At 69.8% G+C, this 26,998-nt stretch carries 24 protein-coding genes; 3 read left to right on the forward strand and 21 right to left on the reverse strand.

Annotation, left to right across the window (positions count from 1 at the left end; all coding sequences use genetic code 11):
• Window positions 1-66: 66 nt before the first annotated feature.
• The 21 genes from AC1PK7_RS07385 to AC1PK7_RS07485 form a co-directional block, all read right to left on the reverse strand.
• Complete coding sequence (locus tag AC1PK7_RS07385) at window positions 67-759, reverse strand: ribonuclease HII (protein ID WP_481100352.1); 693 nt, start codon at window positions 757-759, stop codon at window positions 67-69.
• Window positions 756-2,066 carry a lipid-A-disaccharide synthase gene (gene lpxB, locus AC1PK7_RS07390; protein WP_481100353.1) on the reverse strand — a complete coding sequence of 437 codons (1,311 nt, stop codon included), beginning with the start codon at window positions 2,064-2,066 and terminating at the stop codon, window positions 756-758. The genes AC1PK7_RS07385 and lpxB overlap by 4 nt, the downstream gene beginning before the upstream one ends.
• Complete coding sequence (lpxA, locus tag AC1PK7_RS07395) at window positions 2,063-2,854, reverse strand: acyl-ACP--UDP-N-acetylglucosamine O-acyltransferase (protein WP_481100354.1); 792 nt, start codon at window positions 2,852-2,854, stop codon at window positions 2,063-2,065. The genes lpxB and lpxA overlap by 4 nt, the downstream gene beginning before the upstream one ends.
• 19 nt (window positions 2,855-2,873) lie before the next feature.
• Window positions 2,874-3,344 carry a 3-hydroxyacyl-ACP dehydratase FabZ gene (fabZ, locus tag AC1PK7_RS07400; RefSeq protein WP_010344048.1) on the reverse strand — a complete coding sequence of 157 codons (471 nt, stop codon included), beginning with the start codon at window positions 3,342-3,344 and terminating at the stop codon, window positions 2,874-2,876.
• Entirely contained in the window at window positions 3,341-4,363 is a 1,023-nt protein-coding gene (lpxD, locus tag AC1PK7_RS07405) for a UDP-3-O-(3-hydroxymyristoyl)glucosamine N-acyltransferase (protein ID WP_010344047.1), read from the reverse strand. The genes fabZ and lpxD overlap by 4 nt, the downstream gene beginning before the upstream one ends.
• Window positions 4,364-4,617: 254 nt before the next feature.
• On the reverse strand, window positions 4,618-7,038 hold the full coding sequence (bamA, locus tag AC1PK7_RS07410; RefSeq protein WP_481100355.1) for an outer membrane protein assembly factor BamA: 2,421 nt from the start codon (window positions 7,036-7,038) through the stop codon (window positions 4,618-4,620).
• An 80-nt stretch (window positions 7,039-7,118) separates the two neighbouring features.
• Window positions 7,119-8,477: an RIP metalloprotease RseP gene (gene rseP / locus AC1PK7_RS07415; RefSeq protein WP_481100356.1), complete on the reverse strand. Its 1,359-nt coding sequence runs from the start codon at window positions 8,475-8,477 to the stop codon at window positions 7,119-7,121.
• Window positions 8,478-8,503: 26 nt separating this feature from the next.
• A complete protein-coding gene (locus tag AC1PK7_RS07420; RefSeq protein ID WP_481100357.1) occupies window positions 8,504-9,709 on the reverse strand; it encodes a 1-deoxy-D-xylulose-5-phosphate reductoisomerase in 1,206 nt (401 codons plus the stop codon).
• Window positions 9,710-9,714: 5 nt separating this feature from the next.
• Window positions 9,715-10,539 carry a phosphatidate cytidylyltransferase gene (locus AC1PK7_RS07425; protein ID WP_209029776.1) on the reverse strand — a complete coding sequence of 275 codons (825 nt, stop codon included), beginning with the start codon at window positions 10,537-10,539 and terminating at the stop codon, window positions 9,715-9,717.
• Entirely contained in the window at window positions 10,536-11,276 is a 741-nt protein-coding gene (gene uppS / locus AC1PK7_RS07430; protein WP_254460956.1) for a polyprenyl diphosphate synthase, read from the reverse strand. The genes AC1PK7_RS07425 and uppS overlap by 4 nt, the downstream gene beginning before the upstream one ends.
• A 38-nt stretch (window positions 11,277-11,314) precedes the next feature.
• On the reverse strand, window positions 11,315-11,872 hold the full coding sequence (frr, locus tag AC1PK7_RS07435; RefSeq protein WP_010344041.1) for a ribosome recycling factor: 558 nt from the start codon (window positions 11,870-11,872) through the stop codon (window positions 11,315-11,317).
• Between the two features lie 203 nt (window positions 11,873-12,075).
• Window positions 12,076-12,798: a UMP kinase gene (pyrH, locus tag AC1PK7_RS07440; protein WP_010344040.1), complete on the reverse strand. Its 723-nt coding sequence runs from the start codon at window positions 12,796-12,798 to the stop codon at window positions 12,076-12,078.
• A gap of 81 nt (window positions 12,799-12,879) precedes the next feature.
• Entirely contained in the window at window positions 12,880-14,376 is a 1,497-nt protein-coding gene (locus AC1PK7_RS07445; RefSeq protein WP_481100358.1) for an HDOD domain-containing protein, read from the reverse strand.
• Between the two features lie 119 nt (window positions 14,377-14,495).
• Complete coding sequence (gene tsf, locus AC1PK7_RS07450; RefSeq protein ID WP_019801311.1) at window positions 14,496-15,374, reverse strand: translation elongation factor Ts; 879 nt, start codon at window positions 15,372-15,374, stop codon at window positions 14,496-14,498.
• A gap of 151 nt (window positions 15,375-15,525) precedes the next feature.
• Window positions 15,526-16,323 carry a 30S ribosomal protein S2 gene (gene rpsB / locus AC1PK7_RS07455; protein WP_010344037.1) on the reverse strand — a complete coding sequence of 266 codons (798 nt, stop codon included), beginning with the start codon at window positions 16,321-16,323 and terminating at the stop codon, window positions 15,526-15,528.
• Window positions 16,324-16,598: 275 nt separating this feature from the next.
• Window positions 16,599-17,312, reverse strand: a complete 714-nt coding sequence (locus tag AC1PK7_RS07460; protein WP_481100359.1) for a fimbrial biogenesis chaperone — start codon at window positions 17,310-17,312, stop codon at window positions 16,599-16,601.
• A gap of 17 nt (window positions 17,313-17,329) precedes the next feature.
• The gene (locus tag AC1PK7_RS07465) at window positions 17,330-17,650 is read right to left on the reverse strand and encodes a hypothetical protein (RefSeq protein ID WP_481100360.1); all 321 of its coding nucleotides are present in this window, start codon (window positions 17,648-17,650) and stop codon (window positions 17,330-17,332) included.
• Window positions 17,651-17,731: 81 nt separating this feature from the next.
• On the reverse strand, window positions 17,732-18,754 hold the full coding sequence (locus AC1PK7_RS07470) for a Csu type fimbrial protein (protein ID WP_481100361.1): 1,023 nt from the start codon (window positions 18,752-18,754) through the stop codon (window positions 17,732-17,734).
• Window positions 18,751-21,120, reverse strand: a complete 2,370-nt coding sequence (locus AC1PK7_RS07475; protein ID WP_481100362.1) for a fimbria/pilus outer membrane usher protein — start codon at window positions 21,118-21,120, stop codon at window positions 18,751-18,753. The genes AC1PK7_RS07470 and AC1PK7_RS07475 overlap by 4 nt, the downstream gene beginning before the upstream one ends.
• Complete coding sequence (locus AC1PK7_RS07480; RefSeq protein ID WP_481100363.1) at window positions 21,071-21,811, reverse strand: fimbrial biogenesis chaperone; 741 nt, start codon at window positions 21,809-21,811, stop codon at window positions 21,071-21,073. The genes AC1PK7_RS07475 and AC1PK7_RS07480 overlap by 50 nt, the downstream gene beginning before the upstream one ends.
• A 14-nt stretch (window positions 21,812-21,825) precedes the next feature.
• Window positions 21,826-22,329: a Csu type fimbrial protein gene (locus AC1PK7_RS07485; protein ID WP_209244285.1), complete on the reverse strand. Its 504-nt coding sequence runs from the start codon at window positions 22,327-22,329 to the stop codon at window positions 21,826-21,828.
• Between the two features lie 226 nt (window positions 22,330-22,555).
• Between AC1PK7_RS07485 and map the strand changes: the two genes are divergently transcribed.
• Genes map through dapD form a run of 3 tightly spaced genes read left to right on the forward strand, consistent with a single transcriptional unit; the run spans window position 22,556 to window position 26,972 of the window.
• A complete protein-coding gene (gene map, locus AC1PK7_RS07490) occupies window positions 22,556-23,332 on the forward strand; it encodes a type I methionyl aminopeptidase (RefSeq protein ID WP_010344028.1) in 777 nt (258 codons plus the stop codon).
• A gap of 29 nt (window positions 23,333-23,361) precedes the next feature.
• A complete protein-coding gene (locus tag AC1PK7_RS07495; protein ID WP_481100859.1) occupies window positions 23,362-25,962 on the forward strand; it encodes a [protein-PII] uridylyltransferase in 2,601 nt (866 codons plus the stop codon).
• Window positions 25,962-26,972 carry a 2,3,4,5-tetrahydropyridine-2,6-dicarboxylate N-succinyltransferase gene (gene dapD, locus AC1PK7_RS07500; RefSeq protein WP_267104447.1) on the forward strand — a complete coding sequence of 337 codons (1,011 nt, stop codon included), beginning with the start codon at window positions 25,962-25,964 and terminating at the stop codon, window positions 26,970-26,972. Before AC1PK7_RS07495 ends, dapD begins: the two co-directional genes overlap by 1 nt.
• The last annotated feature ends 26 nt before the right edge of the window (window positions 26,973-26,998 follow it).

Consider the following 26,998-nt stretch of genomic DNA (forward strand, 5'->3'; position numbering starts at 1 on the left):
GGGATTCGTTGCGGTCTCACTCGGCGGTGAGTGCGCGTGATCTCCCGCCTATCCGCGCTGAACGTCCTACGCGAGCTGCAGCGACTCCAGCGAATCCCCGATCTCCACTGCCGGCTCCCGGCCCGCCAGGGCCATCCTGACCGGCGCGAAGCTGCGCCGGTGGTGGATGCAGGGGCCGTGCGCGGCCAGTGCCGCCAGATGCGCCGGGGTGGCGTAGCCCTTGTGCAGGTCGAAACCGTAGTGCGGGTGTTCGTCGTGCAGGCGCTGCATGATCCGGTCGCGGGTGACCTTGGCGACGATCGAGGCAGCCATGATCGCGCGGTCGCGGGCGTCGCCGCCGACCAGCGCCTCGGCGGCGCAGGGCAGGCCCTTGGGCACGCGGTTGCCGTCGATGCGGGCGAAGCCGGCCACGTGCGCCACGCCCTCGACCGCGCGACGCATGCCCAGCATGGTCGCCTGGTAGATGTTCAGCCGGTCGATCTCCTCGGCCTCGATCAGCACCACTTGCCAGGCCAGCGCCCGCTCGACGATGCGCGCATACAGCGTCTCGCGCTGCGCCGCGGTCAACTGCTTGGAATCGTCCAGCCCGTTGATGCGGGTGCGCGCCGGATCGAACACCACCGCCGCCACCGCCACCGGCCCGGCCAGGGGACCGCGGCCGGCTTCGTCGACGCCGGCGTAGAGCCGGGATTGGGGATTCGGCATTGGGGATTCGCACAGCAGTTCCCGCTGCGGCGATGTCGGATCGCAGCGCTTCATGCTTTTGCTTCTCCCGAATCCCGAATCCCCACTCCCGAATCCCGGCTCCCAAGCAATTCGAGCACCGCATCCGCCGCGCGCGCCGAGGCGTCCTGGCGCAGCAGCAGGTGCAGGCGTTCGTACTCGGGCTGCAGCGCCGCCACCGCCTGCGGGTTGCGCAGCCAGTGCAGCAGCGCGGCGGCCAGCGCATCGGGGGTGCAGGCGTCCTGCATCAGTTCCGGTGCCAGGTCGTGGCCGGCCAGGATGTTGGGCAGGGCGTAGCGGTCGACCTTCAGCAGGCCCAACGCCTTGACGATGCGGTAGGTCAGCGGAGCGACCTTGTAGCCGACCACCATCGGCCGCTTCACCAGCATGGCTTCCAGGGTCGCGGTGCCGGAGGCCAGCAGCACCGCGTCGGCGGCGAGCAGCGCGGTGCGCGCGTGGCCGTCCAGCACCTGGGTGGCGGTCGGCGGCAAGGCCGAACGCGCGAGTTGCGCTTCGATCAGCGCCTTGCACGCGGCATTGGCGGCCGGCACCAGCACGCGCGCGTCCGGAAGCTGTTGCAGCACCTGCGCGGCGGCGGCGAAGAAGGTGTCGCCGAGCTTGCCGATCTCGCCCAGGCGGCTGCCCGGCAACACCGCCAGCACCGGCACGTCGGCGCCCACGCCCAGCGAAGCGCGCGCCGCGCCGCGGTCTTCGTGCAGCGCGATCGCATCGGCCATGGGGTGGCCGACGAAGCGCGCGTCCACGCCGTGCCTGGCGTAGATCGGCGGCTCCATCGGGAACAGGCACAGCACCCGGTCGGCGCTGGCGCCAATCTTGGCCGCGCGCTGCTCGCGCCAGGCCCACACCGACGGGCTGACGTAATGCACGGTGCGCAGCCCGCGCTGTTTCAGCCAGCGCTCCACGCCGAGATTGAAATCGGGCGCGTCGATGCCGACGAACACGTCCGGGCGCCAGGCCAGCAGCCGCTCGCGCAGCGCGCGGCGCAGCTTCAGCAGGCGCGGCAGGTGCCGCAGCACTTCCAGCAGACCCATCACCGCCAGCTCGCTGGCGTCGAACCAGGTCCGGCACCCGGCCTGGCGCATCGCCTGGCCCCCGACCCCGGCGAACTCCGCGTCGGGATAGCGCGCGCGCAACGCCTCGATCAGCCCCGCGCCCAGCAGGTCGCCGGAGGCCTCGCCGGCGACGAGGGCGATGCGCAGCGGTGTTGCGCGGGGATTGGGGATTGGGGATTGGGGATTCGCAACAGCGGACGCGGCGCTATCGGCACCGGCAATGCTGCCGTTGCCAATCCCGAATCCCGAATCCCGAATCCCGGCCGTCATCGCAACAACGGCCGCTCGCTGGACTCGATGAACTCCAGCATCGCGCGCACGTCCTCGCTGCCTTCGGCCAGCACCGCCAACTGGTGCTTGGCCTCGGCCAGCGGCAGGCCGGCCACGTACAGCGCGCGGTAGGCGCGCTTGATCGCGGCCACGCGTTCGGGATCGAAGCCGCGGCGCTTCAGCCCTTCGCTGTTGATGCCGCGCGGGCGCCCCAGCGAATTGCCCCCGACCATGGTGAACGGCGGCACGTCGCCGTTGATCAGCGCGCCCATGCCGAGGAAGGCGTGATCGCCGATGCGGCAGAACTGATGCGCGCCGGCGAAGCCGCTGATGATCACGTGGTCGCCCACTTCCACGTGCCCGGCCAGGGTGGTGTTGTTGGAGAACACGCAGTGGTTGCCGACGATGCAGTCGTGGGCGACGTGGGTGTAGGCCAGGAACCAGTTGTCGCTGCCGATGCGGGTGATGCCGCCGCCGCTGCCGGTGCCGCGGCTGACGGTGACGAACTCGCGGATCACGTTGCGGTCGCCGATCACCAGTTCGGTGCGCTCGCCGGCGAACTTCTTGTCCTGCGGGTCGCCGCCCAGCGCGACGTGGCCGACCAGGCGGTTGTCGCGGCCCAGCCGGGTCGGGCCGACGATGCTGCAATGCGAGCCGATCTCGCAGCCTTCGCCGATCTCCACCTCGGCGCCGATCACGGTGAAGGCGCCGACGCGCACGTCGGCGGCGAGTGTCGCGCCGGGATCGATGACCGCGGAGGGGTGAATCAGGGGAGCGTTGGCGTTCATTGCAGGTCTCCTGCCAGGGTCATTCGCGGGTGCCGGCGCACAGCACTTCGGCGCAGGCCACGACCTTGCCGTTGACCTTGGCCTCGCCGTAGTACACCGCCATGTTGCGGATCACCCGCTTGATTTCCACATGCAGCTCCAGCACGTCGCCGGGCACCACCTGGCTGTTGAAGCGGGCGTTGTCGACCTTGACCATGTAGAACAGCTTGGACTGCGCGTCGCGGCCCATCGCCAACTGGGTCAGGATGCCGCCGGCCTGCGCCAGCGCCTCGATGATCAGCACGCCGGGCATGATCGGCTGGCCGGGGAAATGACCCTGGAAATACGGCTCGTTGATGCTGACGTTCTTGTGCGCGACGATCCGGCGGTTCTCGAAATCCAGCGAGACCACCTTGTCCACCAGCAGGAACGGGTAGCGATGCGGAAGCAGTGCGCGGATCTGGTTGATGTCCGGCAGGGTGGCGTCCGGCAGGGGCTGATCGTGGCTCATTCCTTCTCCTTGCTGACAGACAGGATGCGACGGGCCAGGGCATCGAGCTGTTTGAAGCGCGCGGCGTTCTTGCGCCACGTGCGGTTGTCGGTCAATGGGGTGCCGGACGAGTACTCGCCCGGCTCGTGGATGGAGTTGCGTACGACCGACTTGCCGGTGACCACGACCTTGTCGCAGATCTCCAGGTGGCCGACCACGCCGACCGCGCCGCCGAGCATCACGTAACGGCCGATCTTGGCGCTGCCGGCGATGCCGGTGCAGCCGGCGATGGCGCTGTGCGCGCCGATGTGCACGTTGTGCGCGACCTGCACCAGGTTGTCCAGGCGCACGTCTTCTTCGAGGGTGGTGTCTTCCAGCGCACCGCGATCCACGCAGGTGTTGGCGCCGATCTCGCAATCGTCGCCGATGCGGACGCCGCCCAGCTGCGGCACCTTGATCCAGCGACCGGCGTCCATCGCCAGGCCGAAACCATCGGCGCCGAGCACCGCACCGGGATGCACGCGCACGCGCTGGCCCAGGCGCACCCGGGTGACCAGGGTGACGCGGGCGATCAGTTCGCTGCCGGCGCCGACCTGGCAGTCCTCGCCGATCACGCAGCCGGGGCCGATCACGCAGCCCTCGCCGATCACGCTGCGTGCGCCGATGCTGACGAACGCGCCGATGTGCGCGCTGGCCGCGACCTGCGCACTGGGATCGATGCTGGCGCTGGGATGGATGCCGGGCGGCCGCAGCGGCGCCACGTCGAACAGCGCGGCGATCTTGGCGAAGGCAACATACGGGTCGCGCGCGATCAGCGCGGTGCCCGGCGCGGCCTCGGCGTCGTCGGCGCGCAGCACCACGATCGCCGCGGTGCTGTCGGCCAGTTGCGCGCGGTAGCGGGGATTGGCCAGGAAGCTGAGCTGTCCCGGGCCGGCTTGCGCCAGCGTGGCCACGCCATGCACCGCGACGCTGCCGTCGCCATGCACCTGCAGGCCGAAACGCTCGGCGATCTCGTCAGCGGTATAGGTCGAAGTATTCACCGGGAGATTCTACCGTGTGCCACCAGCACGGTCATACGTACGGCCGCGTAGGGCGCGGCGAACCTTACCCAAGCTTGGCTATGAGAAGGTGGCGATCAACTGGCTGGAGCAAACAACTGGCTGGAGCAAAGCCCCCTTTAGTAAAGGGGGCGCGCCGACAGGCGCGGGGATTTGGAAAGCCAAGCCCCGGCAGGTTTTCGCGCAGCGAAAACCTGGCTGCCAGGGGGAAACCCTGGCAGCGGGCGGGCAGTTCTTTAGAACTGCCCACCGAACGTAAACTGGAGACGCTCGATCTCGTCGTTGTCTTCCTTCTTCAGCGGAATCGCATAGCTGATCGAGATCGGGCCGACAGGTGCGCGCCAAAGCAGTGCGATACCCGTCGAGGCGCGCAGTTCGTTGGTCTTGAAATTGTCCACGCCGTTGAACACGTTGCCGAAATCGACGAATGCCGAAATGCGCGCCGAGGGGCTGTCGAACAGCTTCGGGAAGTACATCTCGAAGGAGCCGACGGTCTTGAACGAGCCACCCAGCGGCTGGCCGCGACTATAGGAAGCAGTGGCCTCCGAGCGCGGGCCGAGGGTGTTGTCCTCGAAGCCGCGCACCGAGTTGGTGCCGCCGGCGTAGAAGTTCTCGTAGAACGGCAGGCCCGACGCCGTCACGCGGCGGACCAGGTTGGTGCCGTCGCAGGCCTGCGCCGTATACACCGGCGTGCCGGAGCTGTTGGTGGTGGTGGTGCCGCAGATATCGCGCGACACGTCGCTGCCGTAGCTGTCGCCGTAGCCGAATTCCGCACGCGTATTCAGCACCAGCGACGAGGACAGCGGCCAGTACTTGGAAATCTGGTAGTTGAGCTTCCAGTACTCCACGGTCGAGCCGGGCAGGGTGGCTTCCAGACCCACGCGCTGGTACATGCCGCGGGTCGGCATGAAGTATTGGTCGCGGGTGTCGCGGGCCCAGCCCAGTTCGCTGCGCCAGGCGTGGAAGGTCTTGGTCCCCATCGCATCGATGTAGTTGATGATCGCCTGCGGGGTATAGCCGGGGTAGGTGGTGATCTGGTTGCTGTCGATGCCGAACATCAGCGAGACGCTGTCGGTCTCGGTGATCGGCACGCCGAAGATCACCTGCGCCGCGCCGTTGGTGCTGTTGTACTGCGCGGTGCCGAAGTCGGAGTAGTCCAGCTTGCGCCACGACAGGTTGTAGCCCAGCGACACGCCGTCGTCGGTGAAGAACGGGTTGGTGTAGGAGAACGCGTAGCGCTCCTGGTAGCTGCTGCGCGAGGCGTCCACGGCGACGCGGTTGCCGCCGCCGAGGAAGTTGTTCTGCGACAGCTGCACCGAGGTGGTGACGCCGTAGGTCTGCGAGTAGCCCAGGCCGAAGGTGAAGCTGCCCGAGGTGGTCTCCTTGACGTTGTAGACCACGTCGACCTTGTCGTTGCTGCCCGGCACCGGCGGCGTTTCCACGTCCACCGACTCGAAGTAGCCCAGGCGCTGCAGGCGGATCTTGGAGCGGTCGATCGCTGCCTGCGAGTACCAGGTGTCCTCGAACTGGCGCATTTCGCGGCGCAGCACTTCGTCGGAGGTGCGGGTGTTGCCGCGGAACACGATGCGCCGCACCGACACGCGCGGGCCCGGGGTCACCTGCAGGTTCACCGCCACCGTGCGCTTCTCGCGGTCGGTGGTCGGGATCGGGGTGACCTTGGCGAAGGCGTAGCCGATGTTGCTCAGGGTGTTGGTGATCGCGTCGGAGCTGTATTCCAGCAGCGCGCGCGAGAAGGTGTCGCCGGCCTTGGGGATCACCAGCTTCTCGATCTCTTCCTGCGGCAGGATGGTGTCGCCGGTGACCTTGATGTCGGAGATCTTGTACTGCTCGCCTTCGGTGATGCCGGCGGTCAGGTACATGTCGCGCTTGTCGGGGCTGATCGCCACCTGGGTGGAGTCGACGCTGAAGTCGACGTAGCCGCGGTCCAGGTACCAGGAGTTGAGCTTCTCCAGGTCGCCGGAGAGCTTTTCCTTGGAGTACTGATCGTCGCGGCGGTACCAGGACAGCCAGTTGTGCTCGCGCGACTCCCAGTTCTCCAGGATGTCCTTGTTGAGGAACTTCTCGGTGCCGATCAGGTTGACGTGGCGGATCTTGGCCGCCTTGCCTTCCTTGATCGCGATGGCCACGTCGACGCGGTTGCGGTCCAGCGGACTCACCGTCGGGGTGATCTCGACGTTGTACTTGCCGCGGTTGTTGTACTGGCGGGTCAGCTCCTGGGTCACCCGGTCCAGGCTCAGCCGGTCGAAGGTGCCGCCCTCGCTGAGGCCGATGTCGGACAGGCCCTTGAGCAGTTCCTCGCTCTTGATGTCCTTGTTGCCGGTGACGGTCAGCTTGTTGATCGCCGGACGTTCCTTGACCGTGACCACCAGGATGTTGCCCTGGCGGTCGACGCGCACGTTCTCGAAGAAGCCGGTGCGGTACAGCGCACGGATCGCCTCGGCGACCTTGGCCTCGTCCACGGTGTCGCCGCGCTCTACCGGCAGGTAGGTGAACACGGTGCCGGACGAAATGCGTTGCAGCCCGTCGACGCGGATGTCGCTGGCGGTGAAGGGCTCCGCTACCTGGGCCAGGGCCGGCAGGCTGAGGCTGGCGGCGAGGGCGAGGGCAAGCAGGCGGCGAGTGGGAAATCTCGTCATGTCACGTCCGGTAGAGGTCGATATCGTTGTTGCATGGGCGCCGGCGCAAGACGACAGCGGGTCGAGTGGATCGGCGCGGGTCATCGCAGGGCCTGCCCGAAGAGGTCGTTGTAGAACGCCAACCCCATCAGTCCTGCCAGCAACGTCAGGCCCACGAACTGCCCCGCCGCCATGGCGCGCTCGCTCAGCGGGCTGCCCTTGACCAACTCGATAAGGTAATACAGCAAGTGCCCGCCGTCCAAGATCGGGATCGGCAGCAGGTTCATGATCGCCAGGCTCAGCGACAGCAGCGCCAGGAAATTCAGGAATCCGTCCGGCCCTTCCTTGGCCGAGATGTTGGCGACCTTGGCGATGGTGATCGGGCCGGACACGTTCTTCAGCGAGGCGTCGCCGGTCAGCATGCGGCGCAGGATGCCCAGGGTGTCGCCGGCCAGCCGGCCGGTCTCGCCGAAGGCCATCGGGATCGCCGCCAGCGGGCCGTAGCGCAGGGTGGCGTCGTAGGCCGGCCGGCGCTGCTCGCCGATGCCGACGCCCAATTGCCAGGTCGGCGTGCCCTTGCCGGCGGTCTGCTTGAGATGGACTTCCAGCGCCAGCCGCTCGCCGTTGCGCTCGACCTCGATCAGGCCGTTGCCGCCCTCGCGGCCCAGCGCCTGCACCCGCGGCGCGACCTGGTCGGCGCTGGTGATCGGGCTGCCGTCCACCGCCAGCACGCGGTCGCCCGGGCGCAGCACGCCGTCGGCGGCCGAGCCGGGGTCGACGTTGGCGATGACCGCCGGCTGCAGGGTGAAGCGCCAGGTCAGGCCGGCCAGCGCCGGCACCTGCCGCTCGTCGAAACCGACCGGGAGCTGCGACAGGCGCAGGGTCCGGGTATGGTTGGTGCCGTCCTGCGCGTCCTCGGTCTGCACCGGCACGTCCTCGCGGTCCATGGCGGCGACGGTCAACTGCATGGCGGCCTCGCTCCAGGTCGCGACGTCGCGGTCGCCGACGCGGACGATGCGCTCGCCGGCCTGGAACCCGGCCTGCTGCGCCAGGCCCTCGGCGCGGCCGACGATGGGCGCGTAGTCCTGCTTGCCGATGACGAACATCGCCCAAAGGAACGCCACGCACAGGATCAGGTTGGCGATGGGGCCGGCGGCGACGATGGCGATGCGCTGCCACACGCTCTTGTTGTTGAAGGCTTGCGCGCGCTCGGCCGGGTCGACCTCGGCCTCGCGTTCGTCGAGCATCTTCACGTAGCCGCCGAGTGGGATCGCGGCGATCGCGAACTCGGTGCCGTGGCGGTCGTAGCGCGACCACAGCGGCTTGCCGAAGCCCACCGAGAAGCGCAGCACCTTGACCCCGCAGCGGCGGGCTACCCAGAAATGTCCGAACTCGTGGAACGTCACCAGGATGCCCAGGCTGACCAGCATCCACCAGATGGAGCCAACGAAATTACCCATGCGCGTGGCTCATGGCGGCGTGGGCATCAAGCATGGGCGAAGTGGCGGGCAATGGCGAGTTCGGTGATCTTGCGCGAGTGCGCATCCGCCGCCAGCAATGCGTCCAGGGAATCGGCCGCGACCGCAGGCAGCTCGGTCAGGGCGTTCTCGACCAGCGCAGGAATCGATAGGAAACCGATTCGGCCCTGAAGAAAGGCTGAAACAGCCACTTCGTTGGCCGCATTCAGGATCGCCGGGGCGCTGCCGCCGGCCTGCATCGCGCGCCAGGCCAGGGCCAGGCAGGGAAAGGCGTCCAGATCCGGTGCCTCGAAATCCAGGCGGCCCTGCGCCAGCAGGTCCAGCCCGGCGACCCCGGAGGCGATGCGCTCCGGCCAGCCCAGGCCCACCGCCAGGGTGGTGCGCATGTCCGGCAGGCCCATCTGCGCCAGGGTCGAACCGTCGATGAACTCGACCAGCGAGTGCACCAGGCTCTGCGGGTGCACCAGCACCTCGATGCGCTCGGGCGCCAGCGCGAACAGGTGGTGGGCCTCGATCACTTCCAGGCCCTTGTTCATCAACGTCGCCGAATCGACCGAGATCTTCGGTCCCATCGACCACTTCGGGTGCGCCACGGCCTGCGCCGGGGTCACCGCCTGCAGGCGTGCGCGGTCCCAGCCGCGGAACGGGCCGCCAGAGGCGGTCAGCAGCACCCGCCGCACCTCGGTGCCGGTCTGGCGCGAGCGCAGGCACTGGAAGATGGCGTTGTGCTCGCTGTCGATCGGGATGATCTCGGCACCGGCGGCCGCGGCCGCCGCGGTGACCAGTTCGCCGGCCAGCACCAGCGCTTCCTTGTTGGCCAGCAGCAGGCGCTTGCCGGCGCGGGCGGCCGCCAGGGTCGAGGCCAGGCCGGCGGCGCCGACGATCGCGGCGACCACGCTGTCGCAGGCGTCGCTGGCCACCAGTTGGTCCAGTGCGGCGTCGCCGGCATGCGCCTGGGTCGACAGCCCGGCCGCGTGCAGGCCGTCGCGCAGTGCCGGGTACAGCGCCTGATCGGCGATCACCGCATGCGCGGGGCGGTGCGTGGCGCACAGCGCCAGCAGCGCGTCGACGTTGCGCCCGGCCGCCAGTACGCCGGCGCGCAAGCGCTGCGGATGGCGCGCGATCACGTCCAGCGCCGAGGCGCCGATCGAGCCGGTGGCGCCGAGCACGGCGATGGTGCGGACCGCCGGGTCCTTGCTGTGTTGCGTGTTCACTGGCCTCAGAACCCGAAGATGTCCTTGCCCAGCGCGAAGATCGGCAGCGCCGCCAGCACGCCGTCGATCCGGTCCAGCACGCCGCCGTGGCCGGGAATCACGTTGCCCGAGTCCTTGGCGCCGACATGGCGCTTGAGCAGGCTCTCGAACAGGTCGCCGACCACCGAGGCCAGCACGCTGACCGCGGCCACGATCAGCAGCCCGGGCAGGTGCGGCAGGGTCACCCCGGCCAGCCAGCCGAAGCCGGCGGCCACGATCAGGCCGGCCAGCAGGCCGCCGATGAGGCCTTCCACGGTCTTGTTGGGGCTGATCCGCGGCGCCAGCTTGTGCTTGCCGAACTGGCGGCCGGCGAAATAGGCGCCGGAATCGGCGGCCCACACCGTCGCCAGGGCGGTCAGCAGCCAGCGGTGGCCGTTCGGCTCGCTGGCGTGGATCAGGCCCAGCGCGGCCCAGGCCGGCACGATCGCCAGGGTGCCGGCGGCGAGCTTGAACACCCGCGCGTAGGTGGCGTGGTCGGAGCCGAAGCGGTAGAAGCCCAGCCACAGCAGCGCCACGCACCACCAGCCGGCGCCGATCAGGGTGGTCAGCTGGAACAGCACCAGCGAGCCGGCCGAGGCCCACACCAGCAGCACCATCAGCAGCAAGTTGAGCATCAGCAGGATGGTGCGCGGCAAGGTGTCGTCGACCTCGGCCAGCTTCAGCCATTCCCACAGGCCGATCAGGAAGATCAAGGCGGCCAGCGCGACCAGCCACTGGGTCGGCAGCAGCAGGATGGCGCAGATGGCCAGCGGGGCCATGATCAGCGCGGCGATGACGCGGGTACGGGTCATGCGGAAACGTTCTCCGTCGCCGCTTCGGCGACCTGCGCGCTGGTGAGGCCGAAACGCCGCTCGCGGCGGGCGTAGTCGTCCAGGGCTTGTTGCAGCACCTCGGGGCCGAACTCGGGCCAGAGGGTCTCGGTGAACCACAGTTCGGTATAGGCCAGCTGCCACAGCAGGAAGTTGCTGATGCGCAGGTCGCCGCCGGTGCGGATGAACAGGTCCGGCGGCGGCAGGTCGGCCAGCGCCATGCGCGCCGACAGCGCGTCCTCGTCGATCTGCTCCGGGCGCAGGCGTCCGGCGGCGACGTCCTCGGCCAGCGCGCGCGCGGCCAGGGCGATGTCCTGGCGGCCGCCGTAGCTGGCGGCGATCGACAGGTGCAGGGCCTGGTTGTCGCGGGTGCGCGCCTCGGCCTGGGCCATGCGCTCGCACAGCGACGGCGCAAAGCGCGAGCGGTCGCCGATGAAGCGCACGCGCACGCCGCGCCGCTGCAGCTCGTCGACCTCGCGGTCGAGCGCGTGCAGGAACAGCTTCATCAACGCGTCCACTTCCTCCTGCGGGCGCCCCCAGTTCTCGCTGGAAAAGGCGAACAGGGTCAGCGCGGCAATGCCGCGCTCCAGGCAGAAGTCGATGGTGCGGTTGACCGCACGCGCGCCGGCGCGGTGGCCGATCACGCGCGGCCGGCGGCGACGCTGCGCCCAGCGGCCGTTGCCATCCATGATGATGGCCAGGTGGCGGGGCAGGGACATGGGGATGGGGTCGGAAGGCATGGCCGGCAGGCGCAGGCTCAGACCGCCATCAGTTCCTGTTCCTTGCCCTTGACCACGTCGTCCACGTCCTTGATCGCCTTGTCGGTCAGCTTCTGGATGTCGTCCTCGCTGGCGCGGGCCTCGTCCTCGGTGACCTTCTTGTCCTTCAGCAGGTCCTTGACCTGCTGGTTGGCGTCGCGACGGATGTTGCGGATCGCGACCTTGGTGTCCTCGCCTTCGCCGTGCACGACCTTGGACAGCTCGCGGCGGCGCTCCTCGGTGAGCGCGGGCAGGTTGAGGCGGATGGTGGTGCCGGCGGTGTTCGGGGTCAGGCCCAGGTCCGAGGCCAGGATCGCCTTCTCGACCGCGCCGACCATCTGCTTTTCCCACGGGGTGATGGTCAGCGAGCGGGCGTCGGCGACGGCCACGCTGGCGACCTGGCTCAGCGGCATGTCCGAGCCGTAGTAGTTGACCTTCAGGTGCTCGACCAAGGCGGTCGACGCGCGGCCGGTGCGCACCTTGATGAGCGCATGACGCAGCGCGTCGATGCTCTTGGCCATGCGGGTCTGTGCGTCTTGCTTGATTTCGTTGAGCATCGCCGGTGTCCGTGCTGAATCTGAATCGGACGATTATAGCCGGGAAAGGCGTGGGGCCGGGATTGGGGATTCGGGATTGGGGATTCGCAAAAGCGGCGCTTCAGGCGCAATGAGATGCGATAACGCGCCTGCGCCCGCAATGCTGCAGCGCGCAACGCCTTCGCGAATCCCCAATCCCGAATCCCAAATCCCGGGTCGGGGCATCAGCCCCGACCTTTGACCAACGTGCCGATCTCGGCGCCGCGGAGGATCTTCAGCAGTTCGCCGGGCTGGCCCATGTTGAAGATGCGCAGCGGCAGGTCGCTGTCGCGGGCCAGGGCGAAGGCGGCGGTGTCCATCACTTCCAGGTTGCGGGCGATGACCTCGTCGTAGGTCAGGCTGTCGAAGCGCACGGCGTCGGCGTGCTTCTTCGGGTCCTTGTCGTACACGCCGTCGACCTTGGTCGCCTTCAGCAGCAGGTCGGCGCCGATCTCGATCGCGCGCAGCGCCGCGCCGGAGTCGGTGGTGAAGAAGGGGTTGCCGGTGCCGGCGGCGAAGATCGCGATGCGGCCTTTTTCCAGGTGGCGGATCGCACGGCGGCGGATGAAGTCCTCGCATACGTCGTTGATCTTGATCGCGCTCATCACCCGCACCTTGGCGCCGAGCTTTTCCAGTGCGTCCTGCATCGCCAGCGCGTTGATGACCGTGGCGAGCATGCCCATGTGGTCGCCGGTGACCCGGTCCATGCCGTTGGCGGCAAGGCCGGCGCCGCGGAAGATGTTGCCGCCGCCGATCACCAGCGCCACTTCCGCGCCGGCCTGCTGCGCCTCGATCACCTCATGGGCGAGGCGGTTGATGATCTTGGGGTCGATGCCGTAGTCCCCGTCTCCCATCAGCGCTTCGCCGGACAGTTTCAACAGGATACGGCGATAGGCGAGCTGGGACATGGCGACCTCGTTGGGGGATGACGGGCAAACCACACGATTTTAGCCGATGCGCGCCAGCGCGTCTGCGCCGGCAGCGATGCTTCAGCGTTGCGCCTCGCCGCACGAGCGCGCGGTGACGCGATTGCGACCGCCGTGCTTGGCGCTGTACAGCATGTCGTCGGCCGCCTGCAGCAGTTCCTGCGCGCTGTTGAAACGCTCGCGGCCGCCCTGGGTGGCCACGCCCGCGGAGAAGCTGATGTGCAGCGGCCCCTGCTTGGTGTCGGCCATCGGCCGCTGCGCGATCTCGGCGAGGATGCGCCGCATCACGCCCAGCGCAGCCTCTTCGCCGGTGTTGGGCAACAGCACCAGGAATTCCTCGCCGCCGAAGCGCGCCACGGTGTCGCTGGCGCGCAGCATCGGCTGCAGGTTCTGCGCGAATGCGCGCAGGACCTGGTCGCCGACCAGGTGCCCGTGCGCGTCGTTGATCTTCTTGAAATCGTCCAGGTCGATGAAGGCCACCGACAGCGGCCAGTCGTGGCGATTGGCCAGCTCGAACTGCTGCTTGAGCAAGGTGTCCAGCTGGTGTCGGTTGAACACGCCGGTGAGCGCGTCGCGGCTGGCCTGTTCGGCCAGGCGCCGTGCGTGCTGCTCGTACTCGTCGGCGCGCTGGCGCACGCGGTTGGCTTCCTGCACTTCGCGCAGGTTGCGCAGCACCATCAGTTCGCGGGCATGGCTGATGATCGCGTCGACCCGCTCCGGCTGGGCGATGCGCACATCGAAGATCGGGCTGACCGCCGGCAGCGCCTCGGCGATGTGGCCCACCACCTCGTCGAAGCGGCGGCTGTCCAGTTGCAGGTCGCGATAGGCGCACTGCATGGCGTGGGTGCGCGCGGCTTCCGGATCGTCGCCAAGCCAGATGTCGGCGATGCGGCCGGATAGCTGCACGCAGATGTCGAAGGGCTCGGTCGCGGGGCTGGTATCGCCGCCGCTGCCGATACTGCGCTGCAGGTAGGTGGGCAGCTTCCACTTGTGCGCCAGCCAGGCGCCGACCTCGGCGCGGTCGGCGCCCAGGTGCTCGCGTTCCAGCGCGCTCAGCCGCTGCGGATCGCCGGCGGCCTCGTGCAGCAGGGCGGCGTAGCGGTCGTGGCAGACGTGCAGCAGGGCCAGTGCGCCCATGTCCTGCAACAGCCCGGCCAGCATCAGCTCCTCGTGCTTGCGCAACCCCGCGGCCTGGCCGAGCAGGCGGCTGGCCAGCGCCGCCAGCACGCTGCGTCGCCACAGCCGTTCCTGCGGCTCGCCGCTGCCGCCGCGCAGGCTCTGCACCATCGAGAAGCCCAGCGCCAGGCTCAGCGCGGCGTTCAGGCCGAGCATGGTCAGCGCCTGGCCCAGGTTGTCAACGCGGCGTCGGCTGGCGTACAGCGGGGAATTGGCGATGCGCAGCATGCGCGCGCTCAGCGCCATGTCCATGGCGATGGCATCGGCGGTGGCGGCCAGATCCACGTCCGTATCCTGTGCCAGTTCGATGATACGCAAGGCCACGCCGGGCGGCGAGGGCAGGTCGCGGGAGTGGCTCAGGATCGCTTCGAGTTCAGGATGCATGCACTTCCGATACGGCATGGAATGAGAGGTGGGGGAGCGGCCTGTCCCGGCCTGTGCAGCGTACACCCGTAAAAAAAAAGCCGCGACAATGCGCGGCTCTTTTCTTCCCGGGCGCGGGATCAGGCCAGGCCGGCCTGCTTCATCACTTCGGCGGCGTAGTCTTCCACCACCTTCTCGATGCCTTCGCCCACGGCCAGGCGCTGGAAGCCGACCACGTCGGCGCCGGCGGCCTTCACCGCCTGCTCCACGGTCTGGTCGGTGTTCAGCACGTAGGGCTGGCCGTACAGGGTGACTTCGTTGACGATCTTGGCGATCTTGCCGCTGATGATCTTCTCCAGGATGTCGGCCGGCTTGGCCTTGTCCTTCTCCGACATCTTGGCCAGCTCGATTTCCTTTTCCTTGGCCACGAACTCGGCCGGGACGTCGGACGCCTTGATGTGCGGCGGGTTCATCGCCGCGATGTGCATGGCGATGCCGCGGGCCAGGTCGGCGTCGCCGCCCTTGACCTCGACCAGCACGCCGATGCGGCCGCCGTGCACGTAGGCGGCGACGTTGTTGGCGCTGTCGATGCGCACCAGGCGGCGCACCTGCACGTTCTCGCCGACCTTGGCGATGACCGCGGCACGGGCTTCCTCGACGGTCTCGCCGCTGGGCAGCTTGGCGCTCTTCAGCGCTTCCACGTCGGCGGCGCCGGAGGCCAGGGCGGCCTGGACGACGGCGTCGGTGAAGGCCAGGAAGTTGTTGTCCTTGGCGACGAAGTCGGTCTCGGAGTTGATTTCGACCAGGACTGCCTTGCCGCCGTCCTGGGCCATCGCGATGCGGCCTTCGGCGGCGACGCGGTCGGCCTTCTTGTCGGCCTTGGCCAGGCCCGACTTGCGCAGCCACTCGGCGGCGTTGTCGATGTTGCCGGCGTTCTCGGTGAGCGCCTTCTTGCACTCCATCATGCCGGCGCCGGTGCGCTCGCGCAGTTCCTTGACCAGGGAAGCAGTGATTTCCACGGGATGTCCTCACGAAAGGTGGGAAAAGGCCGGCTTGCGGCCGGCCGGTAGATCTGGGAAGCGGGCGCCGCGGGCGGCGCTCGCGAAGCCGGGCGCGCCGAACGCGCCGGGCGGCGGCTGCGCATGATCGCGCAGCCGCATGGCGCGCCGGTTACTCGGCGGCGGGAGCGGTCTCTTCGGCCTTCTTGCCGTTCTTGCGCGGGCCGCGGCCCTTGTCGTCGCCGCCCTCGGCGAACTCTTCCTCGCGCACGCTGGCGGCGTTCGGCGCAGCGGCCTTGCCTTCCAGCACGGCGTCGGCGGCGGCACGGGCGTACAGCTGCACGGCGCGGATGGCGTCGTCGTTGCCCGGGATGGCGTAGTCCACCAGGTCCGGGTTGTAGTTGGTGTCGACCACCGCGATCACCGGGATGCCGAGCTTCTTGGCTTCCTTGATGGCGATGTCTTCATGGCCGATGTCGATGACGAACAGCGCGTCGGGCAGGCGGGTCATTTCCTTGATGCCGCCCAGCGAGGCTTCCAGCTTGTCGCGCTCGCGGCGCAGGGTCAGCACTTCGTGCTTGACCAGCTTGTCGAAGGTGCCGTCGGTTTCGGCCGCTTCCAGCTCCTTCAGGCGCGCCACCGACTGCTTGACGGTGCGGAAGTTGGTCAGCGTGCCGCCCAGCCAGCGCTGGGTCATGAACGGCTGGCCGCAACGCTCGGCTTCTTCCTTCACCGCGTCGCGGGCGCTGCGCTTGGTGCCCAGGAACAGGATGGTGCCGCGCTTCTGCGCGACGCTGGAGATGAAGTTCATCGCGTCGTTGAACAGCGGAACCGTCTTCTCGAGGTTGATGATGTGGATCTTGCCGCGCGCGCCGAAGATGTACGGCGCCATCTTGGGGTTCCAGTAGCGGGTCTGGTGGCCGAAGTGGACGCCGGCTTCCAGCATCTGACGCATGGTGACCTGGGGCATTGCAGTGACTCCTGATGGGGAACCGGCCGTGCGCGGGCAGGAATGGGTGAAGCGCGCGCATGACGGCGGCCTTGCGGGCCGCACGACGATTCCGGGGTTGGGCCTCCCTGCCGCCTCCGTGGCCGAACTCCTTGCGGAGCACCCCGACACGGGCGATGGCGGCAGGTGTGAATTCGCCGGTGCGTCCGGCGTGGACGGTCCATCGGCCCATGACGGGCACGACGAAGCCGCGCACTATACCTGGCGGGGGCCGCTGGCGCAATGTGCCGGGCGGTTCACTCGGCGGGCAGGGCCTGCAGCGGCGCCTCGTCGTCGAGCCTGGCGGCGAAGTGGCCGCCAGGCGCGGTCGCGGCGGCCGGCAGCGGCCAGCGCTTGTAGGCGCCGGCCAGGACGTAGCCGGCGAGGCTGGGGAACAGGGGCAGGGTGCGGCCGTCGGCGCCGACGAAGCTCAGGTCGCTGAGCCGGGCATGGGCGCTGCCGCGGTTGTGCACGACCAGCTCCGGCCCGCGCGCGCCGGCCACCAGGTGGGCGCTCAGGCGCGGCGCGGCTGCCGGGTCCGCCGCGCTCAGGAACACCGGGGTGGAATAGCGCAGCAGCAAGGGCGGGGGTTGGGTGGCGGGCGCCGGTGCGGCCGGGTCGGCTGGGGCGGGGCGTTCCTCCAGCACCAGGCGGTAGGCGCCTTCGTCGGCGCTGGCGGGTCCGGGACGCACCAGCCGCAGCAGTTGCCGCCCCTGCGCCGGGATGTCGATCGATTGCGGGCTGGTGCGGACCTCGTCGGTGCTCTCCAGGTCGTCGATCCCGTCGGTCTGCCGCCACCGGTACACCTTCACCTGGGCCTGCCAGGGGCGGTCCTGGGTGTTGCTCAACCAGATCTCGGTGCTGGTCTCGCCAGGAGCCAGTTGCACCAGGGTCGGGCTGATCCGCACCCCGGCCGCGTCGGCACTGCCGGCAAGCGCCAGCAGCAGCGCCGGCAGCAGGCGCGCACGCATGCGGCGGGCACCGCCCACTAGAACGCGACCGTGGCGTAGCGCGCCGGGATGCGCGGCGTGGCGCCCGCCGCGGGCACGCTCAAGGCCAGGGCGGTGGCGGCGTCGGGCGCGGGCATGCCGTCGATGCTGACTTGGTAGGCCAGCGGGCGGTTGCAGGCGACCGTCGGCAGCGCCCCGGGCTGCGGGCGCGCCGCGGCGCCGATTTCGCAACTGCGCTCGATGCGGATGCCGATCCGCAGCATGGCGCCGCCGCTGCCGGCCCCCGGCTGCGCCGCCGCGTCGACGCCGGCCACGCACAGGCTCGCCAACAGCAGCGGTCGTAGAAACGGCAGGCGCATCGATCGGCACTCCGGAGTAGACACAACCGATAACGGCTCCCATCCCGGCAACTTGACCGGCACCGCGGCGCCGTTCAGGCCTCAGTAGGTGACGGTGACCTTGACCACGTCGCTGTAGCTGCCCGGGACGGGGGTCTGCCGCGCGGGAACCTGCCCGTACAGGGTCAGCGACTGGGCGCTGCCGGTCCCGGTGCCGGTCTGGGTATCGGTATTCAGGGTGCTGCCCCAGCGCTGGGTGCGCGCGGCGTCGCGATACAGCTCGTAGGTCAGGTACTGGCCGCTGGCGCTGCGCATGCGCCGCACGTTGCCGCTGGCGTTCTGGCCGTTGTCCAGGCTCACCTGCCAGGCGGTGCGGGCGCGGCAGTTCATGCTGAGCGTGGTGGTGTAGTTCAGCGCATTGTCGATCAGGCCCGATTGGGTGCCGAAATCCAGGTCGGCGATGCTGGCGATGGTGCAGGTCGGCGCGGCGGTGGCGCTGGCCACGAACGGGAACTGCACCGAGGTGCCGCCGCCTTTGCCGCCGGTGGTGCAGGAGGTGGGAATCACCGCGGGGTTGCCGACCAACGGCTCGTCGTAGCGGTACTGCAGGTTGGTGTACACGCCGCTGAAACTGTTCTGGTAGGTCCCGGTGGCGATGCCGCTCTGCAGCGGGACGCGCGCATAGATGGTGTAGGTGGCGGTGCCGGTGCCGCCGGTCGCCAGCGACGAATAGGTCAGGTCCACCTGCAGTGGGGTGGAGCCGCTCAGGGCGCTGCCCCAGATCAGGCTGCGCGCGCTGTCGCGGTAGAGCTGGAATCCCAGGATGTCGTTGAGCGGGTTGAGCATGCGCCGCGGGGTGATGCCGAAGCCGGCGCCCTGCGCGCCCTCGCCGATGTTCAGGCACATGCGCACGTAGATCGTGCCCAGCACGCTGATCGCGCCGGTCTGGCAGGTCACCAGGATCTGCGCGGTGGTGTCGGTGGCGGCGGTGTCGGAGAGGGTGCCGAAGCTCGCCGCCGTCGCCTGCGCGGTACAGGTGGTGGTGGCCGCGGCGCGCTGCGGCAGCAGCGCCACGGCCGCCAGCAGCAGCGCCGTCAGCGCCATCGGCCAGGCACGCGCGCTCATGGCGCCGTCTCCGGCACGCAGCGCAGCGGGCCCAGCCGGGTGGGCGGTGCCTGCGCCGGGCGCTCGATCCGCAACCGGCAACGGCTTCCTTGCATGTCCACCTCCAGGTCGTTGCGGCCGGGCGCGAGCCCTTCCACATAGGCCTGGCCATCGTAGCCCACCACCGTGTCGACGCCCGCGCCGCGCACCCGGCTGCCGACCGGCAGCGGGAGGTCGGCGGCATCGTGCAATTGCACCAGCACGCCGTCGCTGCGGCGGATCGGGAACGCCACCACCACCCCGGTGCGGTCGCGCGGCACCACGATCTGGTCGACCTGCTCGGGCCGCAGTTCCGCCGGCAGGCGCATCGGATCGATCGACAGGCGGTTGTGCTGCCAGGCCAGCAGTGGCGTGACCAGCAGGAAGCCGCGCGCGTCGGTGCGGCCGATCGGCCGGTTCTCCAGCAGTACCGGCACGTCGGCGACGCCGCCGGTGGAGACCAGGGCGAAGGCCTGGTCGAGATCGCGGCCGCGGAACCAGCCGCCGCCGATCCAGGCCAGGCCGCCCGAGGCTTCGGCATAGCCGTAGGTCTGGCCGCCGGCGCTGGCGATGCCACCGGCATAACGGGCGCTGGCGCTGCGCCAACTGGCTTCGGCCAGCCCGCCACCACCGTCCTGCCCGCCGCGCGCCTGCAGGCGCCAGCCGCTGCCGCCGTCGGCGGCGGCCGCCTGGCTGAGGTCCGCCGTCGCATTGGTGCGCGCGCCGATGCGCTGCATGGCCACGCCCGCCTGGCGGCGGCCGTCCAGGGCGATCGACCAGCCCAGGTACACACTGCGGTCGCTGGCCTGGTCCAGGTTCTGGTTGATGCTCAGGTTCAGCGACGATTGCCGCGGCAGGGCGCGGGTCCAGAACAGGCTGGCATAGCGCTGGTCGCCGCTGTCGGGGTAGGCCAGGCGCACATAGCTCAGGGCGATGTTGCCGACGCCGTTCCAGGTGCTGCCGAACAGGGCGCGCTCGCTGACCCGCGGCGGCGCGGCGCCGTAGCGCGCGGCCACATCGCGGTAGCCGGCCTGCGCGCGCTGGGTGTCCATCGCCAGGTTGAAGCGGCCGTTGTTCCAGCGGTAGCTCAGCGCGTACTGCAGGCCGTGCTGGCCGGCAGCGCCGCCGTGCGCCAGCGAGGCGCCGAACACGCCGGCACGCGGCAGCAGCCACAGGCCGCCGACCCCGGCGTTGCGCACGCCGGCCCCGGCCTCGGCGTGCGCCTCGGCCGTGAAGCGCGGGCCGAGGCCGCGCCGCCAGCTGGCGCTGCCGACGGTGTCGCCGGCATAGGCGAAATCGGCGACGCCGTACTCCTCGCGCACCCGGCCCAGCGCCAGCGACCAGTCGGTCAGCCCGCTGGCCAGCAAGTCCTGGGTCGCATAGAACGGAAACGCCAGCGAGCGGGTGCGGCCGTAGGCGTCGGTGATCACCACCTGGGCATTGCCGGCGCCGTCCACGCCCGGCGCCGCGGATAGCTGGAACGGCCCGGCCGGCAACTGCGCGCCGTACTGGCGGATGCCGTTGACGTACAGGTCCACGCTGGACGGCACGGCGACCTCGCCGAGGAATTCCGGCAAGGGGGTGATCGCGCGATACGGCTGCAGGCCGAAGTCGCTGCCCACCCGCACGCCGCCCAGGCGCACGGTGCGGCTCCAACTGGTGCTGCTGCTGAAGGTGTCGCCCAGCACCACGCTGGTCATGCGCTCGGGCAGCGACCACTGCCATTGCGTGTCCAGGCGGATCGCCTGGGCGCGCCAGTCGCGTTGCGGCTCGCGGTACAGGCGGCCGACGAAGGACTGCCGCAGCAGGCCCGGACCCAGGCCGAACGCGCGCAGTTCGCCGCTGGCGGTGAGATTGCTGGCGCCGCCCTGGCGGCTGGCGTAGAGGTCGTAGTCGAGCAGGGCGCCTGGGGAACTGGTCGCCGGCAGCGACGGCACGCCGCCGCGCGCGTCGATCCGGGTGGTGGCGACGTCCAGCAGCGCCACCGGTGCGTCGATCTCCAACGTCTGCAGGTTGGCGTCGTAGCGGAAGCGCACGCCGTCCAGGTCGCCCAGGGCGATCGCCGCGCTGGCGTCGTCGCCGTCCACGCGCAGGCCGAGCTGGCGCAGCGTGGCGGCGCTGGCGCGCAGTTGCTCGCCGTCGCGCTGGAACTGGAACAGGCCGGGCTGGCGGGTCTGGTTCAGAGTAACCTCCAGGTACAGGGTCTCCTGCGCCGGTGCCGCGGCCTGGGGCTGGGGCAGGACCTGCGGCTGGGCGACGGCGAGCGCGGCAGTGCCGACCCACAGCGCCAGCAGCAGTTCAGGGTGCCGCGGTGTCCACGACCAGCGACTGCGCGTGCGGCTCGCCATTGATCCTTGCCTCGAACGTTCCCTGTGTCTGCGCCAGCGCCGCCGGCAGCGGCCAGCGCTTGCGCTGGCCCGGCAGCACGTAGCCGGCCAGGCCTTCGGCGATCGCGGTGCGCCGGCCGTCGCCGGCGACGAACTGCAGGTCCACCAGTTGCGCGTGGCCGTTGCCCTGGTTGGCCACTTCCAGCGCCTCCGCGGCGCCGTCGCGGACCAGCCGCGCGCGCAGCGTCGGCGCGGTGGCGACGGCCGGCTGCAGGAATACCGGCACCGAATAGCGCAGCACGAACTGCAACCCGGCGCTGGCGCCGCTGGCCGGATCCTGGCCGGGCAATTCGTCGACGAGGATGCGGTAGGCGTCCTCGTGCGCGCCGGGCGCGGGGTCCAGGCGGATCACCCGCACCAGTTGCCGCGCGTGCGGCGCCAACTCCAGCATCGGCGGGCTGAGCGCGATGCGGTCGCTGGGGTCGAGCACATCCTCGCCGTCGCGCTGCTGCCAGCGGAACACGCGCACCTGCGCGCGCAGCGGTACGTCGCCGCTGTTGCTCAGCCACAGGCCCTGCGCGGTCTCCTCGGCACGCAGCGATACCGAGGTCGGCGCCACCTGCAGACTCGCGGCGACAGCCGCGCCGGCCGCCGCCAGCCACAGCGCGGCGAGCGCCGCCAGGCGCAGGAAGGAAGGCAGTCGCGAACGCATGCAGGCGGCTCCGGTTACCAGGTGACGGTGGCGGTGACCACGTCGCTGTATGAACCGGCAGGGTAGTTGGTGCTGGCGACCTGGCCGTAGACGGTGATCGGTTGCACTGCACCATTGCCGGTGCCGGCCTGGGTGTCGGTGCCGATGGTCGAGCCCCAGTTCTGCGTGCGCGCGGCGTTGCGGTACAGCGCGTACGGCACGCGTGCGGTATTGCTGGCGTCGGCACTGCCCATGGTGCGGGTGGTGACCGTGGCGCCGGAGCCGGAACCGGCATTGAGCGCGATGTTGTACGGCGTGCCGGAGGTGCAGCGCACGTTCAAGGTGCCGGTGCTGTTGATCGAGGTCTGGGTGGAATTGACGCTGCCGAAATCGACGTCGGTGGGCGCGGTCTGGATGTCGCAGACGCTGGTGATCTGGATCTTGACGTTGAAGGTACGCGAGTCGGACTGGGCCCAGGCCAGGCCGGTCCCGGCGGCGAACAGCACGAGGAAGGCGAGAACGCGATGGAAGAGGTACATGGCAGGGTTCTTCGGTGATGGCGGACAACCGCCGGTGCCGCTGCCAGTGCAAAATGCGCGCCAGTTCACACTATTTTGGATCGCTATCCAGCTTTCACATGAGATGACGACCACGCCGCGTCGCGTTCATCACGGTGAAGGCGCGGATGGTGACGGCCGCGTGCCAAAAAGCCGCCAAAGCGCCCGGCGCGTTCAGCCAGCGCCGGGATGAGCGATAATGACGGCCATGACCGTCAATCTGAAAACTCCGCAGGACATCGAGAAGATGCGCGTGGCCGGCCGCCTGGCCGCCGAGGTACTGGACCTGATCGGCCCGTACGTGAAGCCCGGCGTCACCACCGCCGAGCTGGACCGCATCTGCCACGACCACATCGTCAAGGTGCAGGGCGCCGTTCCGGCCAACGTCGGCTACCGCGGCTACCCGAAGACCGTGTGCACGTCGGTGAACAACGTCATCTGCCACGGCATCCCCAGCGACAGCAAGGTCCTCAAGGACGGCGACATCGTCAACATCGACGTCACCGTGATCAAGGACGGCTGGCATGGCGACACCAGCCGCATGTACTGCGTCGGCACGCCCTCGGTGATGGCGCGGCGCCTGATCGAGGCCACCTACGAAGCGATGTGGCGCGGCATCCGCGCGGTGAAGCCGGGCGCCACGCTCGGCGACGTCGGCCATGCCATCCAGCAGTACGCCGAGAGCGAGCGCTTCAGCGTGGTGCGCGAGTACTGCGGCCACGGCATCGGCAAGGTCTACCACGACGAACCGCAGGTGCTGCACTACGGCCGGCCGGGCGACGGCCTGGTGCTGAAGCCAGGCATGACCTTCACCATCGAGCCGATGATCAACGAGGGCACGCGCTACACCCGCGTGCTGCCGGACGGCTGGACCGTGGTGACCAAGGACCGCAAGCTGTCCGCGCAATGGGAGCACATGGTCGCCGTCACCGACGATGGGGTGGAGGTCCTGACCCTGTCGCCGGGCGGCCTTGGCGAGCCGTGAGCCTGCTGCCGGCCGGCGCCGATGCCGGCATGCCCGGCGCCGGTGTCGACGACGCCGGCTGGGCGGCCGCGGTCCGGCAACTGCTGGCGCAGACCGATGCGCGGCTGAGCAAGCGCTTCGACCAGGGCGACGACATCGACCGCCTGCTGGCGCTGCGCGCCCGCGCCCTGGACCAGTTGATCCGCCATGCCTGGAGCCGTTGCGTGCCGCGCGAGGCCGGGCTGGCCCTGTTTGCGGTCGGCGGCTATGGCCGTGGCGAACTGTTTCCGCGCTCGGACATCGACCTGCTGGTGTTCGGCGAGCTCGACCCGGCGCACGAACCGGCGCTGGCGCGGCTGTTCCCGCTGCTGTGGGATGCCGGTGTGCCGGTGAGCCATGCGGTGCGCTCGGCCGCGCAGTGCACCGCGGCCTGCGCCGACCAGACCGTGCTGACCGCCTTGATCGAGGCGCGCCCGCTGCAGGCCGACGCCACGGCCAAGGCGGCGCTGGCGGCGGCCATCGCGCCGCAGCGGGTGTGGCCGCCGCGCGAATTCTTCATGGCCAAGCGCGAGGAGTTGCAGGCCCGCCACCAGCGCTTCGGCGACACCGCCGACAACCTGGAGCCGGACATCAAGGACGGCCCCGGCGGCCTGCGCGACCTGCACACGCTCGGCTGGATGGCGCTGCGCGCGTTCGGCGTGCGCGACCTGGAGCCGCTGATCGGGCTGGGCCACGTCGGCGGCGACGAAGCCGCGGCGCTGCGCCGCGAGCGTCGCGAACTGGCGCGCTTGCGCTACGGACTGCACTTGGTGGCCAACCGCCCGGAAGAGCGCTTGCGCTTCGATTACCAGAAGGCGCTGGCGCAGCGCCTGGGCTTCTCCGACGACCCCGAGAGCCTCGGCGTGGAGAAGATGATGCAGCGCTTCTACCGCAGCGCGGCGATCGTGCGCCGGCTCAGCGACCGGCTGCTGCAACGCTTCGAGGAACAGTTCGACGGCGAAGCACAGCCGCAGCCGCTGCACGGCGGCTTCTCGCTGCGCCGCGGCTACCTGGCCGCCGACGACGAGCACTGGCCGCAGGCCGACCCGGTGCAGGTGTTCGCGTTGTTCGCCACCTGGGCCGCGCACGGCGAGATCCGCGGCCTGCATTCGCTGACCGCGCGTGCGCTGGCCGAGGCGCTGCCGCACCTGCCGGCCTACGCCGACGCCACGACCACCGCGCGCGAGCGCTTCCTGGCGCTGCTGCGCGGCCCGCGCGCGGTGCAGACGCTGACCCGCATGGCGCGGCTGGGCGTGCTCGGGCAGTGGATCCCGGCGTTCGCGCAGGTGTCCGGGCGCATGCAGTTCGACCTGTTCCATGTGTACACGGTCGACCAGCACACGCTGATGGTGCTGAAGAACATGGCGGTGTTCGCCAACGCGCGCGCCGACGAGCGCTTCTCGATCGCGCATGAAGTGTGGCCGCGGCTGCGCAAGCCGGAACTGTTGCTGCTGGCCGGCCTGTTCCACGACATCGCCAAGGGCCGCGGCGGCGACCATTCGGAACTGGGCGCGGTGGATGCGCGCGCGTTCTGCGCTGCGCATGCGCTCAGCGCCGCCGACACCGACCTGGTCGCCTGGCTGGTCGAGCAGCACCTGCGCATGTCGGTGACCGCGCAGAAGCAGGACATCGCCGATCCGGAGGTGATCCATCGCTTCGCCAGCCTGGTCGGCGACCGCGAGCGGCTGGACTATCTGTACCTGCTGACCTGCGCCGACATCGCCGGCACCAGCCCCAAGCTGTGGAACGCCTGGAAGGACCGGCTGCTGGCCGACCTGTACTTCGCCGCGCGCCGCGCCCTGCGCGAAGGCCTGGAGCATCCGTTGCCGGTGGCCGAGCGGCTGCAGGAGGCGCGCGAGGCCACGCGCGCGCTGATGCACATCCAGGGCCACGACGACGTCACCATCGACCGCCAGTTCGCCGGCATGCCGGACGAGAGCTTCCTGCGCTTCCGCCCCGAACAACTGGCCTGGCAGGCGACCTCGCTGATGGAGGTGGAACTGGGCGGCACCCTGGTCAAGGTGCGCCCGGTCACCCCCGACGACGCGGCGCTGGAAGTGTTCGTGTACTCGCCGGACCGCGACGGCCTGTTCGCCGCGATCGTGATGACCCTGGACCGGCTCGGCTACGGCATCCATCGCGCGCGGGTGCTCGACGCCCCGCACGACGCGATTTTCGATACCTTCGAAGTGATGCCCGCCGATGCCTTCGCCAGCGGCGACCTGGCGCAACTGCAGGCAGGGCTGCGCGAGGCGCTGGACGGCGACCTCGCGCGCCTGCGCCCGGCGCGACGGGTGGTGCCGCGGCAACTGCGGCATTTCCGCTTCGCGCCGCGCATCGAGTTCCGCGAGAGCCTCGATGGCCGCCTGACCCGGCTCGGCCTGGTCGCGCCGGACCGCCCGGGACTGCTGGCGGACGTGGCCCAGGTGCTGCGCCGGCACCACCTGCGCGTGCACGACGCGCGCATCGCCACCTTCGGCGAGCGCGCCGAGGACCTGTTCCACATCACCGACGAGCACAACCTGCCGTTGCCCGAGGCCGCCCGCCAGGCGCTGCAGGCCGCGCTGCAGGCATGCCTGGACCCCGATACCCCGCCTGGAGACCCCCGCTGATGGCCACCAAGAAGCCCGCCGCCAAGAAGTCCGCTGCCAAGCCGGCGGCGCCCGAGAAGACGGCCCCGAAGAAGACCGCCAAGCCGGCCGCCGCCAAGCCGGCGACGCCCACCGCGGCAGCCAAGCCGGCCAAGCCCGCGCCGAAGCCGCTGCGCGCCAAGCCGGTCGCCGTGCCCAGCGCCGACGAACTGAAGTTCACCATCGACAGCGCCTTCGAGCGCCGTGCCACGCTGACCCTGGACGAGATCGAGGGATCCACTCGGCCGGTGGTCAACCGCGTCATCGACGGCCTGGAGAGCGGCGAGTTCCGCGTCGCCGAGCCCGACGGGCACGGCGGCTGGAAGGTCAACGAGTGGCTGAAGAAGGCGGTGCTGCTGTACTTCCGGGTCAACGAGATGGCCGTGGTGGAAGCGCAGCCTGCGCCGTTCTGGGACAAGGTGGAATCGCGTTTCGCCGGCTATCACGAAGCCGAGTTCCGCAAGGCCGGGGTGCGCGTGGTGCCGGGCGCGGTAGCGCGTCGCGGCAGCTACTTCGGCAAGGACGTGGTGCTGATGCCGAGCTTCACCAACATCGGCGCGCACGTTGGCGAGGGCACCATGGTCGACACCTGGGCCACGGTCGGCTCCTGCGCGCAGATCGGCAAGCACTGCCACCTGTCCGGCGGCGCCGGCATCGGCGGCGTGCTCGAACCGCTGCAGGCCAGCCCCACCATCATCGAGGACCACTGTTTCATCGGTGCGCGCTCGGAGGTGGTGGAGGGCGTGGTGGTCGGCCACCACAGCGTGATCGGCATGGGTGTGTTCCTGGGCCAGAGCACGCGCATCTACAACCGCGCCACCGGCGAGATCTCCTACGGTTACGTGCCGCCGTACAGCGTGGTGGTGTCCGGGCAGTTGCCGTCCAAGGACGGCTCGCACTCGCTGTACTGCGCGGTGATCGTCAAGCAGGTCGACGCCAAGACCCGCAGCAAGACCAGCGTCAACGATCTGCTGCGCGGGCTGGCCGACTGAGCATGGTGGGACCGGGCCCAGCCCGG

The sequence above is a fragment of the Xanthomonas sp. NCPPB 3174 genome (assembly GCF_056725205.1).

Coding starts and splice junctions, on each gene's coding strand:
- AC1PK7_RS07385 (WP_481100352.1), bottom strand. CDS start 759: ATGAAGCGCTGCGATCCGACATCGCCGCAGCGGGAACTGCTGTGCGAA.
- lpxB (WP_481100353.1), bottom strand. CDS start 2,066: ATGACGGCCGGGATTCGGGATTCGGGATTCGGGATTGGCAACGGCAGC.
- lpxA (WP_481100354.1), bottom strand. CDS start 2,854: ATGAACGCCAACGCTCCCCTGATTCACCCCTCCGCGGTCATCGATCCC.
- fabZ (WP_010344048.1), bottom strand. CDS start 3,344: ATGAGCCACGATCAGCCCCTGCCGGACGCCACCCTGCCGGACATCAAC.
- bamA (WP_481100355.1), bottom strand. CDS start 7,038: ATGACGAGATTTCCCACTCGCCGCCTGCTTGCCCTCGCCCTCGCCGCC.
- rseP (WP_481100356.1), bottom strand. CDS start 8,477: ATGGGTAATTTCGTTGGCTCCATCTGGTGGATGCTGGTCAGCCTGGGC.
- AC1PK7_RS07425 (WP_209029776.1), bottom strand. CDS start 10,539: ATGACCCGTACCCGCGTCATCGCCGCGCTGATCATGGCCCCGCTGGCC.
- uppS (WP_254460956.1), bottom strand. CDS start 11,276: ATGTCCCTGCCCCGCCACCTGGCCATCATCATGGATGGCAACGGCCGC.
- frr (WP_010344041.1), bottom strand. CDS start 11,872: ATGCTCAACGAAATCAAGCAAGACGCACAGACCCGCATGGCCAAGAGC.
- pyrH (WP_010344040.1), bottom strand. CDS start 12,798: ATGTCCCAGCTCGCCTATCGCCGTATCCTGTTGAAACTGTCCGGCGAA.
- AC1PK7_RS07445 (WP_481100358.1), bottom strand. CDS start 14,376: ATGCATCCTGAACTCGAAGCGATCCTGAGCCACTCCCGCGACCTGCCC.
- rpsB (WP_010344037.1), bottom strand. CDS start 16,323: ATGCCCCAGGTCACCATGCGTCAGATGCTGGAAGCCGGCGTCCACTTC.
- AC1PK7_RS07460 (WP_481100359.1), bottom strand. CDS start 17,312: ATGCGTGCGCGCCTGCTGCCGGCGCTGCTGCTGGCGCTTGCCGGCAGT.
- AC1PK7_RS07465 (WP_481100360.1), bottom strand. CDS start 17,650: ATGCGCCTGCCGTTTCTACGACCGCTGCTGTTGGCGAGCCTGTGCGTG.
- AC1PK7_RS07470 (WP_481100361.1), bottom strand. CDS start 18,754: ATGAGCGCGCGTGCCTGGCCGATGGCGCTGACGGCGCTGCTGCTGGCG.
- AC1PK7_RS07475 (WP_481100362.1), bottom strand. CDS start 21,120: ATGGCGAGCCGCACGCGCAGTCGCTGGTCGTGGACACCGCGGCACCCT.
- AC1PK7_RS07480 (WP_481100363.1), bottom strand. CDS start 21,811: ATGCGTTCGCGACTGCCTTCCTTCCTGCGCCTGGCGGCGCTCGCCGCG.
- AC1PK7_RS07485 (WP_209244285.1), bottom strand. CDS start 22,329: ATGTACCTCTTCCATCGCGTTCTCGCCTTCCTCGTGCTGTTCGCCGCC.
- map (WP_010344028.1), top strand. CDS start 22,556: ATGACCGTCAATCTGAAAACTCCGCAGGACATCGAGAAGATGCGCGTG.
- AC1PK7_RS07495 (WP_481100859.1), top strand. CDS start 23,362: ATGCCCGGCGCCGGTGTCGACGACGCCGGCTGGGCGGCCGCGGTCCGG.
- dapD (WP_267104447.1), top strand. CDS start 25,962: ATGGCCACCAAGAAGCCCGCCGCCAAGAAGTCCGCTGCCAAGCCGGCG.